The organism is Fictibacillus sp. EA-CB0309 (assembly GCF_055814265.1).
Map to the genome: position 1 here is coordinate 1,744,044 of NZ_CP169271.1, position 13,030 is coordinate 1,757,073.

Below are 13,030 nucleotides of genomic sequence, written 5' to 3' on the forward strand. Positions count from 1 at the left end.
TCCTAAAAGGAGGCTCGATTTTTTTTCTTGTTCTTTTTACCTTCGATCACGGTTAAATGATGTTCACGTGTTCTCTTTTTCTGAGCGGAACTTTTTGCAGTCTTTTTGTTTGGAAACAGCGGAGATGCTTTCGGCGGTTTTTGATTGGAGCCATACCGCTTTTGCGACTGTTTGACTGCTTTTCTATATTTGCCGTTTACACCCGATGAGGTTCTCCGAAAGATAAAGTAAAACACGGCGACCACTGCTGCTCCGATCAGAATGGTTGTAAACAAATCGCGAGGTGAAGTGACTAGTTGATAAAGAATACCGACAATAGCCAGTGATATAACAAACCAAATGATAGGATGCAATTTTCTGTTATTCTGTTGCAACAGGTTCACCTCCTTATGATTTAAACGATTTGACTAGCGTTTTTTTCACTTTCATAGGATGCGTCACGACGTAACATTTCATTAAAAGAAAGTATGGAAACTTCTATTTGTTTTTCATCAGGTTCTTTTGTTGTTAATAGTTGAAGCCATAGTCCCGGGTATCCAAGGTAACGGAGAACGGGAACGTCTCTTAATTTATTCGTTAACTGTAATACTTCAAAAGATACCCCTAAAACGACAGGAATAAGCGCAAGTCTGCATAAAATTCTTAGCCAAAGCGGATCAGATGGGAAGAAATAATAGATAAACATTCCCACGATGACTGTAAATAAGATAAAACTGCTGCCGCATCGGTAATGAAGTCTAGAGTGGCGTTTCACGTTCTCGATCGTTAGTTCATCACCAGCTTCGAAAGTATTGATGACTTTGTGTTCTGCACCATGATACATAAATACCCGTTTAATCGCTGGTGTTAACGAAACGAAATAAATGTAGCTTAATAAAAAGATAAACTTGAACAATCCTTCTAGAAGATTTTGACCTAAGTGCCCTGGTACGACAAAGCGAAATGCTTCTGCTAAAAATACAGGTACGAGTGTGAACACAAACTTTCCAAATAGAAAAGATAATACACCGATAATGGCTAAAGAAAAGAAAAAGCAAACTTAGATGGTTTTTCTTCTTCTGCTTGTTCTTCTTCTCCAGGCTCTACTCCAAACCGTTCAGCTGAAAAGTTTAAATGCTGAGTGCCGTTCATGCTCGCTTCGATAATCGCTATAAATCCTCGTAAAAAAGGAATCTTCTTTAATTTAGATAAAATAGGAGAAGGTTTCTTTTTTAGTTCAAAATACTCGATGGAATCATCATTTCTCCGTATTGCCGTAACGTATGTGTGTTTACCGGCAAACATAACCCCTTCAAGTACGGCTTGACCGCCGTAAGCGGGCTTTTTCTCTTTTGTCATGTTGAACCCCCAGCCTAAAGTTTTGTAGGTACTTTCTATTCTACAGTAAAGCCGGATAATCCTCCACAAGGGATGATTGTATTTTTCCCATTTTATACATGTTTTACACGGATTATGATTGATCAATGTCTATAAGTTTGGGCAGTGGTTTTGTGGACATACTAGAAATGTTGGAGGTGATCGTATATGAGCGATTCAAAATTAGAACAAGATAAACAAGAGTCTCAATCCTCGTTCATGAGCAGAGTGATAGGGGTTGGTTTTTTTGGAGGTCTAATATGGGCTTCATTTGGTTTTATTGCATACTACTTTAATTTTTCAAAAGTAGGTCCTGCTCTCGTTTTAGCACCATGGGCACTCGGAAAATGGAAGTCTCTGTGGCTCGGGCAACTGATCAGTATCCTAATCGTCGCTTTACTATCCATTCTTGTAGCGATCGCGTATCGTTATGCCTTTGCTAAGATTAAGTCGATGTGGGCGGGAATTTTATTTGGAGTGGCGTTGTGGGCGATTGTGTTCTATTTGCTTCACCCTATATTTCCTGGTTTAGAGCCTATGAATACGATTGGTAAAAACACGATTACAACGACGCTTTGTATTTATATTTTATATGGGGTTTTTGTAGGGTACTCCATATCCTTTGAATACAGTGAACGTTATGGCCAGGCACATGGGAATAAGGAATCAACACAAAGTTCGTAACTATTCAAATGTTTAGCTGCTATGATAGAATGTTTTATGAACATTCTATTTTTTTATGCAAAGGCTAGGTGTTTCCGATGGACAACAGAAATTTTCTTATCATTAATGGACCGAATTTAAACAGATTGGGAAAACGGGAGCCTGGCATATATGGTGCAAAAACATTGGACGATCTAGAAAACGAACTAGAAGCGTTATCTGCAAAACTTCTAATGGCAGTTTCCTTTAAACAAAGCAATAGTGAAGGGGATATCATTGATTTAATTCACAGTGCTGCAGGACAATTCCAGGGTATCGTCTTAAACGCAGGGGCTTATACTCATTATAGTTATGCGATTAGAGACGCAATCGCCAGTGTGGATGTCCCTGTAATAGAAGTCCATTTGTCAAATGTTCATGCTCGGGAGGAATTTCGACGTGAATCTGTTATTGCCCCAGTTACGATCGGACAGATTTCAGGATTTGGTTTTGATAGTTATAAATTAGCGCTTCATGCTTTTAACAATCAATTAAAGGGGGATACAATATGAGACGTGTAGAAAAAGCGAGAGAGTTATTTGAAACGTTTGATATTGATGCATTGCTAGTTACTTCTTCTTCAAATCGCTTCTATTTAAGTGGATTTAAAGGTAGTTCAGGTGTGCTTTTGATTACAAAGGAAGAGGCTATATTGGTTACGGACTTCCGCTATAAGACACAGGCAGCTGAACAGGCAGAGGGTTACCGAGTTGTCATGCATACCGCACCGATTCCAGAAGAAGTGGCAAAGTTAACGAAAGAACTTTCCATTCAGAAACTTGGTTTTGAACAAGATCATGTTACATATTCTTCTTACCGTACATATGAGAAACAATTAGAATCACATGAGACCGGACTAGTACCTGTAACGGGGCTGGTGGAAAAGTTGCGCTTGATAAAGGATGAATCAGAGATTAAGATAGTAAAGGATGCTGCACACATTGCCGATGCCGCTTTTTCACATATCATAGAGTATATTCGTCCAGGCCTTACGGAACGTGAAGTTTCAAATGAGTTAGAGTTCTTTATGAGAAAAAATGGAGCAACTTCTTCATCATTTGATATTATTGTGGCTTCAGGCTATCGTTCAGCCCTTCCACACGGTGTTGCTTCAGATAAAAAGATTGAGACTGGTGAATTAGTAACCTTGGATTTTGGTGCATACTACAAAGGTTATTGTTCTGATATTACTCGTACGGTTGCGATCGGTAATGTTTCAGATGAGCTTAAAGAGATCTATCAAGTTGTCTATGAAGCCCAGATGCTAGGAATGAAAGGCATCAAGCCGGGAATGACGGGCAAGGAAGCAGATGCGTTAACACGGGATTATATAGCTTCAAAAGGATTTGGAGACTATTTTGGACATTCAACAGGCCATGGAATAGGCTTAGATGTTCATGAAGGACCTGCTTTATCCATGAAGTCTGATACAATTCTTGAGCCGGGGATGCTTGTTACTGTAGAACCTGGAATTTATGTTTCAGGCATAGGTGGAGTTCGTATTGAAGACGATACACTTATCACGAAAGACGGTAACGAATTACTTACTCATTCAACAAAAACTCTTTTAACGATTAGTTAAACGATTCAGGAGGATAAAAACATGATTTCAGTAAACGATTTTAAAACAGGATTAACGATTGAAGTAGATGGAGGAATTTGGCAAGTTCTTGAATTCCAACATGTTAAACCAGGAAAAGGAGCGGCATTCGTTCGCTCTAAACTTCGTAACCTTCGTACTGGCGGTATCCAGGAAAAAACATTCCGTGGCGGAGAGAAAGTTGCAAAAGCTCATATCGAAAACCGTAAAATGCAATATCTATATGCATCAGGAGATACGCATACGTTTATGGATAACGAATCTTATGAGCAAATTGAACTTCAAGCTTCTCAAATTGAATATGAGCTAAAGTACTTGCTTGAGAACATGACTGTTCACATCATGACGTATCAAGGTGAAACGATTGGTGTTGAACTTCCGAACACAGTAGAATTAGTAGTCGCTGAGACTGAGCCTGGAATCAAAGGTGATACAGCTTCTGGTGGAACAAAGCCTGCTACACTTGAAACAGGATTGATCGTACAAGTTCCTTTCTTTGTTAACCAAGGAGACAAGCTTATCATCGATACAAGAAATGCTGCTTACGTATCACGTGCATAGTTAAATAGTTAGAAAAGCCTCATCCTGATTCTTTTATTGGGAGGAGGCTTTTTTAAACTCTGTTATTATTGGAAGTGGTTGAATTCCACTCCATGCTGCTCGGTTTCTACGGTACGGGGCGTGTGGTGAGTAACAGTTCTATGCAGTTCTTACGTTACTACTCTATAGTTAGCGTTTTTATCAATTTTAGGGTACGTGTTCTTTTATTTGTTACACGTTCGCTCAAACTGGGCGGTGTTTCGCTCCAAACAACTCCCATTTCGCCCCGTGGATCCCTATTTTCACTCCAACTAGCCATAGTTTCGCTCAGTGCGTTCCACTTTTCGCTCCGACAGTTGAAAATACTCCCTCTAGGCACTTTCTAACATAAAAAAAGAATGATTTTCATTCATTTAAAAGATCAACTCATTTTAAATAATGATTGCTTCTATTTCTGCGTAATTTTATATCATTCTCTCTACCAAATTATAATTGTGTGCGCTAAAAATGAAATTTACTAGATCTAATATAATCAAAATCTGGTAAAATCGCCTAGCATTTGAATTTTCAGCTCCTACCTGATTAATCAAGGTGTAATAAAGCTTAATTTACTTTCCTCTCTAAAACATCTCCCTTAAACTCACTTCATTTTTCTCAACAGTTCTACTAAACCTCCCTTTATTGGCATAAAGCGTAGGGATAAGCCATACGTTTATAGTACTAGCCTTTTAAAGGAGAACGGGTTATGGAAACCATTTTTAGACTTTTTCCGGATGAAATTCAGCATACATTAAGAAATATGCCAGCATCTGTCCTTCAATCAGTTGAGGAAATTAGAGTTAGGATCGGGCAGCCGTTAGAAATTTTATGTTCGGGTAAGCCAATCTATCCGTCAGAAAAACCGATTTCTGCAGAAGAATCCCAAGTATTGCTCAATCGTTTAAGTCAGCATTCTTTATATGCGCTAGAAGAAGAGCTGAAGCGGGGTTATATTACGATTTCTGGAGGTCATCGTGTAGGACTAGCAGGTAAAGTGATCACTGAACATGGTTTTGTTAAAGCTATCAAAGATATCAGTTCATTTAATGTAAGGATTGCGAGGGAAAAAATAGGAATCGCAGAACCGCTGCTTCCCTACCTATTTCAGGAAAATTGGCTGAATACATTGCTGATCGGTCCTCCGCAAACCGGGAAAACCACCCTTTTAAGAGATATTGCAAGGCTAGTCAGTTGTGGCGTAAACCAAAAAAAATTCCGTCTTTTAAAGTGGGAATCGTTGATGAGCGTTCTGAAATAGCGGGTTCTATTAAAGGAATTCCCCAACATTCCCTTGGAAAAAGAGTGGATGTACTGGATGCCTGCCCAAAAGCGGAAGGTATGATGATGCTTATACGTTCAATGAGTCCGCAAGTTTTAATCGTGGATGAAATCGGGAGAAAAGAAGACGGTGAGGCTATTCTGGAGGCTATGCATGCAGGTGTACAGATGATTTTCACTGCGCATGGAAGCAGTTTGGAAGATGCGCTCAAAAGGCCTGTAATGAAACCATTATCCGGTCTTTCATTGTTTCAAAGATATGTCATTTTAAGCAGGGATAAAGGTCCAGGTACAATACAACGGATTTATAACAGGGATTTCAAAGAGATCTATCGGTCGTCAGGTGGTGCAGCATGATGAGTTGGCTTGGTGCGATCGCTATTCTTTCTGCAACGACGATATTTGGATTTGAATGGGCAAAACGTGTAAGAGAAAGACCTAAGAAATTAAGAGAACTAAAAGTCACGCTTCAAGCACTAGAGGCAGAGATCATGTACGGATCAACACCTCTTCATGAAGCGTTTCAGCATATAGGAAAACCATTAAAAGAGCCATTATCTTCGTTTTTTCTTACTATTTCTGATTTATTGGTCGAAGGGGAACTCTCCGTTCAAGAAGCATGGGACAGCCAACTGGCTGTATTAGCAAAGGAAACGTCTTTTAAGGTTGGAGAAATAGAAGTGCTTCGCCAGTTTGGATCAACGCTTGGCAGACATGACAAAGAGCATCAGCAAAAACAGATACAGTTAACACTTGCCCACCTTAATCGTGAGGAAAAAGAAGCAAGGGACATACAAGAACGCTATGAAAAAATGTGCAAAAGTCTTGGGGTGTTAATGGGACTTTTAATCGTTATTCTCTTAATGTAACAGGAGGTCTCACATATGGGATTGGATGTAAATGCAGTGTTTCAGATTGCAGGACTAGGAATAATTGTCGCGATGCTTCATACCGTTTTAAAAATGATTGGAAAAGAGGATTACGCGCACTGGGTAACGTTATTAGGATTTGTTGTTGCCCTTTTTATGGTCATCACACTTTTAGATGACTTGTTTCAAAAGGTAAAAGGAGTCTTTTTGTTTCAGAATTAAGGAGGGGGCCAGATTGGAAATTATCCAAATTGTTGGTTTTGGGCTGGTCGCTGCTTTCTTAGCCTTAGTCCTTAAAGAACAAAAAGCGAATTTCGCCTTTTTGGTTACACTCATGGTCGGAGCAGGAATTTTTTGTTTCTGATCGATAAAATTGGACAAATATTAACCATGCTCCAGCGACTTGCAATTAATGCAAACGTGAATATGGTTTATGTAGAAACGTTATTAAAGATTATTGGAATCGCTTATATTGCAGAATTTGGAGCACAGATTACACGGGATGCAGGTCAGGGAGCCATTGCTTCTAAGATTGAACTTGGAGGTAAGATCCTGATCCTTGTGATGGCTATACCTATATTGACGGTTATTATTGAAACCGTGCTGACGCTTATTCCCAAATAAGAAAGCAGGTTGTAAAGATGCAGACAAAGTTGATGCGGACAAGTCTAACTATGCTAGTATTCTTCTCTTATATGCTATTTGGCTACTCAGAATCTGCATCTGCGAGCTCAATCACTTCGAAAATGGTAGAACAACAAGTCTCATCCATGCAGCTTGATGAAATTAAACAATATTGGGATAGTATCTCTAGTGAATATGGTGGTTTTTTGCCAGAAAGTCAAAAAGGAACGTTTCTTGAATTTGTAAAAGGAGAGAAGGATTTCTCCCTAAAAGGGTATATGTTGGGCCTTTTGAAATTTATGTTTCATGAGCTTGCCGTTCACGGAAAGCTGTTAGGAACTTTAATATTGTTAACCGTATTCAGTATGCTCCTGCAATCTATCCAGAATGCTTTTGATCGTTCAGCCATATCAAAAGTAGCATATGGCATCATCTACATGGTTTTGATCATTTTAGCATTAAATAGTTTTCACGTTGCGATCTCTTACGCAACAGAAGCGATTGATAATATGCTCAGCTTTATGATTGCACTCATTCCACTTCTTCTTGCGTTAATGGCAACAGTAGGAAGCATCGCTTCAGTGGCGTTCTTTCATCCAGTCATATTATTTTTAGTAAACACAAGCGGACTATTGATTAAAAACTTCGTGTTGCCTCTGATTTTTTTATCAGCCTTATTAAGTATCGTTTCCACCATGTCCGAACATCACAAAGTGACGCAACTCGCAAAATTGTTAAGAAATATCAGCATGGGTGCTCTGGCCTTTTTTTCACAGTCTTTCTCGGTGTGATGAGTGTTCAAGGAGCCACTGCAGCTGTAGCTGATGGAATTACGATTAAGACAGCAAAATTTATTACAGGCAATTTTATTCCGGTCGTAGGACGCATGTTTACAGATGCAACTGACACAGTTATGAGTGCATCTATTTTACTTAAAAATTCTGTTGGTATTATTGGAGCTCTTTTATTACTTTTATTAGCCATCTTCCCAGCAATTAAAGTACTTATTCTCGCATTTATATACAGTATGGCAGCAGCGCTACTACAGCCGTTAGGGGCGGCCCAATCGTAGAATCGTTAGGTATCATCGGTAAAAGTGTCATGTTCATTTTTGCGGCGCTTATGACTGTCTCTATCATGTTTTTTCTTGCAATCACAATTATTATTGCAGCCGGTAATGTCACACTGATGGTTCGATAGGAGGTGGAATCGTGGCCTTTTTAACGGAGTGGATCACAAACATTATTATTCTTGTCTTATTAGCGGGAGTCATTGAACTTTTATTGCCCGGTAACCAGTTTCAAAGCTATATCAAGATGGTCGTAGGGTTACTTATACTTCTTGCTATGCTTTCACCTTTATTTAAACTTATAAACTCTGATCTAGATCAAGTGTTTCTGGCTATGGATCTGCCAGCCGCTGCAAAGGAAAATGAAATAAAAAATTCAATAGAAGAGAATAAAAGTGAAATACAATCCGCACAACGTGCATATATATTAGAGCAAATGGCTGTCCCAATGAAAAAACAAGTTCAGGAGGAGCTGAAAAAGACGTATGAATTAGAAATTGTCGATCTTCAAATCCAAACGGAAATGGGTACGGAGCCGTTAAAGCCTGAAGATATTACTGGTGCAAAAGTGGTACTGGCCAAACATCATGAACAAGCAGGGATTTCAGAAGTTTCAGAAGTGGATGTTAGAATCGCTGATCCACAAAAAAAGAAGCCCATGAATACCATGTTCCTAATGAAATTGTGCATTTCTTGGCCAGCCAGTGGCAGCTAGATTCACAGCAAGTTGAGGTGCAATTGGAAGGGGAGAGGAGTTATCCCAATGAAACATTCATTTTGGGAACAGATGAAAAAACGGCTGCAGCTTAGTGATAAAGCAGGGAATAAACAAAAGTACTTACTTGCATTACTTCTATTGGGAATTTCTCTTATGTTTATTAGCAAAATGATAGACTCCCCTGCTCAAAAAAGCGCATTAAATGGAATAGGCATGGAGACAGAACAAAAATCTCAAGCAGTTTTTAAACAAGCCAAGGAAGTTACAGATAAGAATATTAAGACGTATGAAGATCGTTATTCCAACGAGCTAAAAGATTTATTAGAACAGATGCAAGGTGTAGGAAAAGTATCCGTCTGGGTTGAGCTTTCCACAACAGAGAAAAAAGAGTTTGTTACAGATGACAGCACCCAAAGTCAAACAACATCAGAAAATGATAAAAATGGCGGCACAAGAACGATAGAAGATCAAAAGATAGATGAAAAAGTCGTTATCATTTCAAACGATGGTAGAGAAGAGCCGATTATCGTGACAACAGAAAAGCCTAAGATAAAAGGAGTGGCTGTTTTAGCACAAGGTGCCGAGAGCATTCAGACAAAGGCAATGATTATCGAGCTTGTTAAGAAAATCTTTGATATTGGAAGTGACCAGATTTTTGTAGGACCAAAAAATCCTGAGGGGGAATAAACAAATGTTATTGAAAAAACAAACGGTTTGGCTTTTAACGATGCTTAGTTTAATTATTGTATTATCGGTCTATTATATTACAGCTCCGGGTGGAACAGATGACTTAGCCTATCTTGAAGCAGGCAAGAAATCAGGTAAAGATGCGACCGTTTCAGGAGTAGCGAATGATGATCTGTTTACAGCACTTCGTTTAGAGCGAGATGAAGTTCGCGATGAGATGAGTGCAGATTATGTAGCGGTTGCAGGTTCAGAGGATGCATCAGCAGAAGTTCAAGCGGATGCTTGGGCAAAAATGACAGAGCTTCAGTCACTCACGATGCAAGAATCAACAGTAGAGACATTGATCAAGTCGATGGGCTTTGATGATGCACTTGTTAGCACGATGAACAATCAGATCAAAGTAATTGTAAAAGCTGATAAATTATCCAAAAAGAAGTTGTAGAGATTATGAACGTAGCTAATGAACACCTGGGCAGCAGCAAGACTGTAGCCGTTGAATACCACGCATCTAAATAAAAACTCTGCTGTAGCAAGTTTTGTTTCTTGATGAGCTGAGATATGAGAGCTGGCTCCCTGTGCTGTGGGAGTCAGCTTCTTTGATTTTTCCGATGAATGTGAGAACGCTGTATTGTTCATTCGTATTATGGATTTAAATAAAGAAAAAAGGGTAGAGTTTTTTATTTTTACAGAGTTTCATGATATATTTTATAGAAACTTAAAAGTTTAACTGGTTTGCACTTGTATGTGACAGGTAATGATAGAATAACAGAGAATACATGTCGTAAACGCTTACAATATAGCTAAGATTCGTGTACTATTAACTTGTACTTGATTCTAATGTATCCATGAAATGAGAAATATGGTATATTACATGTGTTAAGACCTAGTCACAATAGAAGGTACTAACTAAAAATCTAAACTGGATAGGATTGTTAAAAGGAGTAGAGATCTGATGCTAAAAATACAAGAAATCCGTGAACTGATTAAGCTAATTGACAAATCAAGCATTAACGAATTTAAATACGAAAACGACGGATCTAAAATCGTCCTAAAAAAGAACGATGGAACAGCAGTTTCTTATCATGCAGAGGAAGTGCAGTCTCAGCCTGTAGTAACTAAAGCACCGCCAGTAAGAGAACAAGTTCCAGCGGCAGAACCAGTAAAAGAGAACACTGAAGTAAAGCAAGAAACAAAGCCGGCAGAAGATGATGCTAACTTACATAAAGTAGTTTCACCTATGGTTGGAACGTTTTATGCTGCGTCTTCCCCAGATGAAGAAGCTTTTGTTAAACCGGGAGATCAAGTTTCAAAAGACAGCATCGTTTGTATTATCGAAGCGATGAAACTATTTAACGAAATCGAATCAGAAGTGAATGGTGAGATTGTTAAAGTATTAGTTGAAAACGGACAATTAGTAGAATACGGACAACCTCTGTTCCTTGTGAAAGCAGAATAGGAGGTTATGTCTATGATTAAAAAGCTATTAGTAGCAAACCGTGGTGAAATTGCAGTACGGATTATTCGAGCGTGCAAAGAACTTGGTGTTGAAACAGTAGCCGTTTATTCAGAAGCTGATAAAGATGCCTTGCACGTCCGTTTGGCAGATGAGGCTTATTGTATCGGACCGACTGCTTCAAAAGACAGTTACTTAAACTTCACAAACATTATGAGCGTTGCGACACTAACTGGTTCAGAGGCCATTCATCCTGGGTATGGATTCTTGGCTGAGAATGCTGATTTTGCAGAACTATGCAGGGAATGCAATGTTACATTTGTAGGTCCGAGTGCTGAAGCGATCAACAAAATGGGTATTAAAGATGTTGCCAGAGCAACGATGGCAGACGCAGGAGTTCCTATCGTACCGGGTTCTGACGGGATTATCAGGGACAAGGAAGAAGCCATTGAACTCAGTAATAAAATTGGGTATCCTGTAATTATTAAAGCAACAGCAGGCGGTGGGGGTAAAGGGATCCGCGTAGCAAAGAATGAAACGGAGCTTTTAAAAGGCATTGCGATTACTCAGCAAGAAGCGGCAACTGCTTTTGGCAACCCGGGTGTTTATATTGAAAAGTACATTGAAGACTTTAGGCATGTAGAAATACAGGTGCTTGCAGATAACTATGGAAATGTTATTCACTTAGGAGAAAGAGATTGCAGCATCCAAAGACGTCTTCAAAAGCTTCTTGAGGAGACGCCTTCTCCAGCTATTTCTCCGTCGAAACGCCAAGAGATGGGAGACGCTGCTGTAAAAGCGGCTGAAGCTGTCCAATACTCTGGCGCAGGTACGGTTGAATTCATTTTTGACCACAATACGGGTGAGTTCTATTTCATGGAGATGAACACACGCATCCAAGTAGAGCATCCTGTAACAGAGATGGTTACTGGTATTGATCTCATAAAAGAGCAGATTAAAGTGGCTTCTGGTGAAAAATTAAGATACAAACAGGAAGACATTGAATTTAATGGCTGGTCGATCGAGTGCAGAATTAATGCAGAGAATCCTGAAAAGAACTTTATGCCATCTGCTGGAAAGATTGAAATGTATCTACCTCCAGGCGGCCTAGGCGTTCGAATCGATTCTGCTGTATATCCTGGCTATACAATCCCGCCATTTTACGATTCTATGATCGCGAAAGTAATCACATATGGAAATACGAGACAAGAAGCGATAGACCGTATGAAACGTGCATTAAGTGAATTTGTCATTGAAGGAGTTCATACGACCATTCCGTTCCACCTGCGTCTGTTAAACCATGAGACTTTTGTGAATGGTGACTTTAATACAAAGTTTTTAGAAAATCATGATTTAACTTCAAAAAGCGAATAAGTGCGGAGGTGTTTAAAAGATGAATGAACTATCATTTGAAATGGAAAGTTACTCATCAGAACTAGGGAAAGTTGAGATCTCACCTGAAGTCATCGAAGTAATCGCAAGTATTGCTGCTTCAGACGTTGAAGGTGTAGCATCCATGAGAGGAAGCTTTGCAAGCGGAGTTGTAGAACGCCTTGGAAAGAAAACACACGGCAAAGGTGTAAAAGTTGAACTTTCTGAAACAGGTATTTCAATTGATGTTTACGTATCCATGAAATACGGCGTTGCTATTCCAGACGTTGCTCAAAAAATTCAAGACTACATCAGACAAGCTCTTTTAGATATGACAGCTCTAGAAGCAACGGATATTAATGTATTCGTAGTCGGTGTGCAATTCGATTCAAAAGAAAAACAGAATGAAGCACCAGAAGTAGATTATTAAAAAGATCAAAGGGTGAGGTGAGTAACCTTCCCTTTGATCTTTTTTCTTGTTGTTTATTAAGAGTAGTTAAGGCAAGGGTATAAGGGGTGCAGAAAAAAATCGAGTGATGTCGACTCGCCGGTATATAGGCAAATCTCGCCGGATTATAGTTTAAACTCGCCGGATTAAGTCATAAATTTCTAGAATTATCTCGTGAATTTACTGAATTAACAGCAAATATACCCCACCTCGTATAGAGTGAAAGCAATTTGGAGAGTAAGAAATCCATATCCTGTAGAGACCCTACAAAAGATA

13 protein-coding genes and 4 pseudogenes are annotated in these 13,030 nt (G+C 39.1%); 15 read left to right on the forward strand and 2 right to left on the reverse strand.

Features of this window, described 5'->3' with window-relative positions; translation table 11 throughout:
• Positions 1-2: 2 nt before the first annotated feature.
• Together ACEWFH_RS09680 and ACEWFH_RS09685 are read right to left on the reverse strand one after the other, a co-directional pair.
• Positions 3-374, reverse strand: coding sequence for an SA1362 family protein (locus ACEWFH_RS09680; RefSeq protein WP_473726999.1), 372 nt, complete (start codon positions 372-374; stop codon positions 3-5).
• Between the two features lie 20 nt (positions 375-394).
• Positions 395-1,338: pseudogene (locus ACEWFH_RS09685) on the reverse strand (DUF1385 domain-containing protein).
• Positions 1,339-1,524: 186 nt separating this feature from the next.
• On the opposite strand from ACEWFH_RS09685, the gene ACEWFH_RS09690 reads away from it, so the two are divergent.
• The 15 genes and pseudogenes from ACEWFH_RS09690 to ACEWFH_RS09760 all read left to right on the forward strand — a co-directional run bounded on the left by ACEWFH_RS09690 (position 1,525) and on the right by ACEWFH_RS09760 (position 12,736).
• Positions 1,525-2,040: a YqhR family membrane protein gene (locus ACEWFH_RS09690; RefSeq protein WP_473727000.1), complete on the forward strand. Its 516-nt coding sequence runs from the start codon at positions 1,525-1,527 to the stop codon at positions 2,038-2,040.
• A gap of 77 nt (positions 2,041-2,117) precedes the next feature.
• Positions 2,118-2,570: a type II 3-dehydroquinate dehydratase gene (aroQ, locus tag ACEWFH_RS09695; protein WP_473727001.1), complete on the forward strand. Its 453-nt coding sequence runs from the start codon at positions 2,118-2,120 to the stop codon at positions 2,568-2,570.
• Positions 2,567-3,640: a M24 family metallopeptidase gene (locus tag ACEWFH_RS09700; protein WP_473727002.1), complete on the forward strand. Its 1,074-nt coding sequence runs from the start codon at positions 2,567-2,569 to the stop codon at positions 3,638-3,640. The genes aroQ and ACEWFH_RS09700 overlap by 4 nt, the downstream gene beginning before the upstream one ends.
• Before the next feature lie 21 nt (positions 3,641-3,661).
• Entirely contained in the window at positions 3,662-4,219 is a 558-nt protein-coding gene (gene efp, locus ACEWFH_RS09705; RefSeq protein ID WP_198767749.1) for an elongation factor P, read from the forward strand.
• A gap of 724 nt (positions 4,220-4,943) precedes the next feature.
• Positions 4,944-5,872: pseudogene (gene spoIIIAA, locus ACEWFH_RS09710) on the forward strand (stage III sporulation protein AA).
• Positions 5,869-6,384, forward strand: coding sequence for a stage III sporulation protein SpoIIIAB (gene spoIIIAB, locus ACEWFH_RS09715; RefSeq protein ID WP_473727003.1), 516 nt, complete (start codon positions 5,869-5,871; stop codon positions 6,382-6,384). Before spoIIIAA ends, spoIIIAB begins: the two are co-directional and overlap by 4 nt.
• 15 nt (positions 6,385-6,399) lie before the next feature.
• Positions 6,400-6,606, forward strand: a complete 207-nt coding sequence (gene spoIIIAC / locus ACEWFH_RS09720) for a stage III sporulation protein AC (RefSeq protein ID WP_066290831.1) — start codon at positions 6,400-6,402, stop codon at positions 6,604-6,606.
• Between the two features lie 13 nt (positions 6,607-6,619).
• Positions 6,620-7,008, forward strand: a pseudogene (gene spoIIIAD / locus ACEWFH_RS09725) (stage III sporulation protein AD).
• Positions 7,009-7,025: 17 nt separating this feature from the next.
• Positions 7,026-8,208, forward strand: a pseudogene (gene spoIIIAE, locus ACEWFH_RS09730) (stage III sporulation protein AE).
• 11 nt (positions 8,209-8,219) lie between these two features.
• Entirely contained in the window at positions 8,220-8,792 is a 573-nt protein-coding gene (spoIIIAF, locus tag ACEWFH_RS09735; RefSeq protein ID WP_473727004.1) for a stage III sporulation protein AF, read from the forward strand.
• Positions 8,793-8,840: 48 nt separating this feature from the next.
• Positions 8,841-9,482 (forward strand): stage III sporulation protein AG, encoded by a 642-nt coding sequence (gene spoIIIAG / locus ACEWFH_RS09740; protein ID WP_473727005.1) that lies wholly within the window; start codon positions 8,841-8,843, stop codon positions 9,480-9,482.
• A gap of 4 nt (positions 9,483-9,486) precedes the next feature.
• Positions 9,487-9,924 (forward strand): SpoIIIAH-like family protein, encoded by a 438-nt coding sequence (locus tag ACEWFH_RS09745; RefSeq protein WP_473727006.1) that lies wholly within the window; start codon positions 9,487-9,489, stop codon positions 9,922-9,924.
• Between the two features lie 510 nt (positions 9,925-10,434).
• Positions 10,435-10,938, forward strand: coding sequence for an acetyl-CoA carboxylase biotin carboxyl carrier protein (gene accB / locus ACEWFH_RS09750; protein ID WP_473727007.1), 504 nt, complete (start codon positions 10,435-10,437; stop codon positions 10,936-10,938).
• Positions 10,939-10,950: 12 nt separating this feature from the next.
• Positions 10,951-12,309, forward strand: a complete 1,359-nt coding sequence (gene accC / locus ACEWFH_RS09755; protein ID WP_473727008.1) for an acetyl-CoA carboxylase biotin carboxylase subunit — start codon at positions 10,951-10,953, stop codon at positions 12,307-12,309.
• 19 nt (positions 12,310-12,328) lie between these two features.
• Positions 12,329-12,736, forward strand: coding sequence for an Asp23/Gls24 family envelope stress response protein (locus ACEWFH_RS09760; protein ID WP_066242213.1), 408 nt, complete (start codon positions 12,329-12,331; stop codon positions 12,734-12,736).
• Positions 12,737-13,030 lie beyond the last annotated feature (294 nt).

Excerpts from the sequence above, each read along its gene's own strand:
- ACEWFH_RS09745 (WP_473727006.1), top strand. The coding sequence starts at position 9,487 with ATGTTATTGAAAAAACAAACGGTTTGGCTTTTAACGATGCTTAGTTTA.
- accB (WP_473727007.1), top strand. The coding sequence starts at position 10,435 with ATGCTAAAAATACAAGAAATCCGTGAACTGATTAAGCTAATTGACAAA.
- ACEWFH_RS09760 (WP_066242213.1), top strand. The coding sequence starts at position 12,329 with ATGAATGAACTATCATTTGAAATGGAAAGTTACTCATCAGAACTAGGG.
- ACEWFH_RS09700 (WP_473727002.1), top strand. The coding sequence starts at position 2,567 with ATGAGACGTGTAGAAAAAGCGAGAGAGTTATTTGAAACGTTTGATATT.
- efp (WP_198767749.1), top strand. The coding sequence starts at position 3,662 with ATGATTTCAGTAAACGATTTTAAAACAGGATTAACGATTGAAGTAGAT.
- ACEWFH_RS09690 (WP_473727000.1), top strand. The coding sequence starts at position 1,525 with ATGAGCGATTCAAAATTAGAACAAGATAAACAAGAGTCTCAATCCTCG.
- accC (WP_473727008.1), top strand. The coding sequence starts at position 10,951 with ATGATTAAAAAGCTATTAGTAGCAAACCGTGGTGAAATTGCAGTACGG.
- spoIIIAG (WP_473727005.1), top strand. The coding sequence starts at position 8,841 with ATGAAACATTCATTTTGGGAACAGATGAAAAAACGGCTGCAGCTTAGT.
- spoIIIAC (WP_066290831.1), top strand. The coding sequence starts at position 6,400 with ATGGGATTGGATGTAAATGCAGTGTTTCAGATTGCAGGACTAGGAATA.
- aroQ (WP_473727001.1), top strand. The coding sequence starts at position 2,118 with ATGGACAACAGAAATTTTCTTATCATTAATGGACCGAATTTAAACAGA.
- spoIIIAB (WP_473727003.1), top strand. The coding sequence starts at position 5,869 with ATGATGAGTTGGCTTGGTGCGATCGCTATTCTTTCTGCAACGACGATA.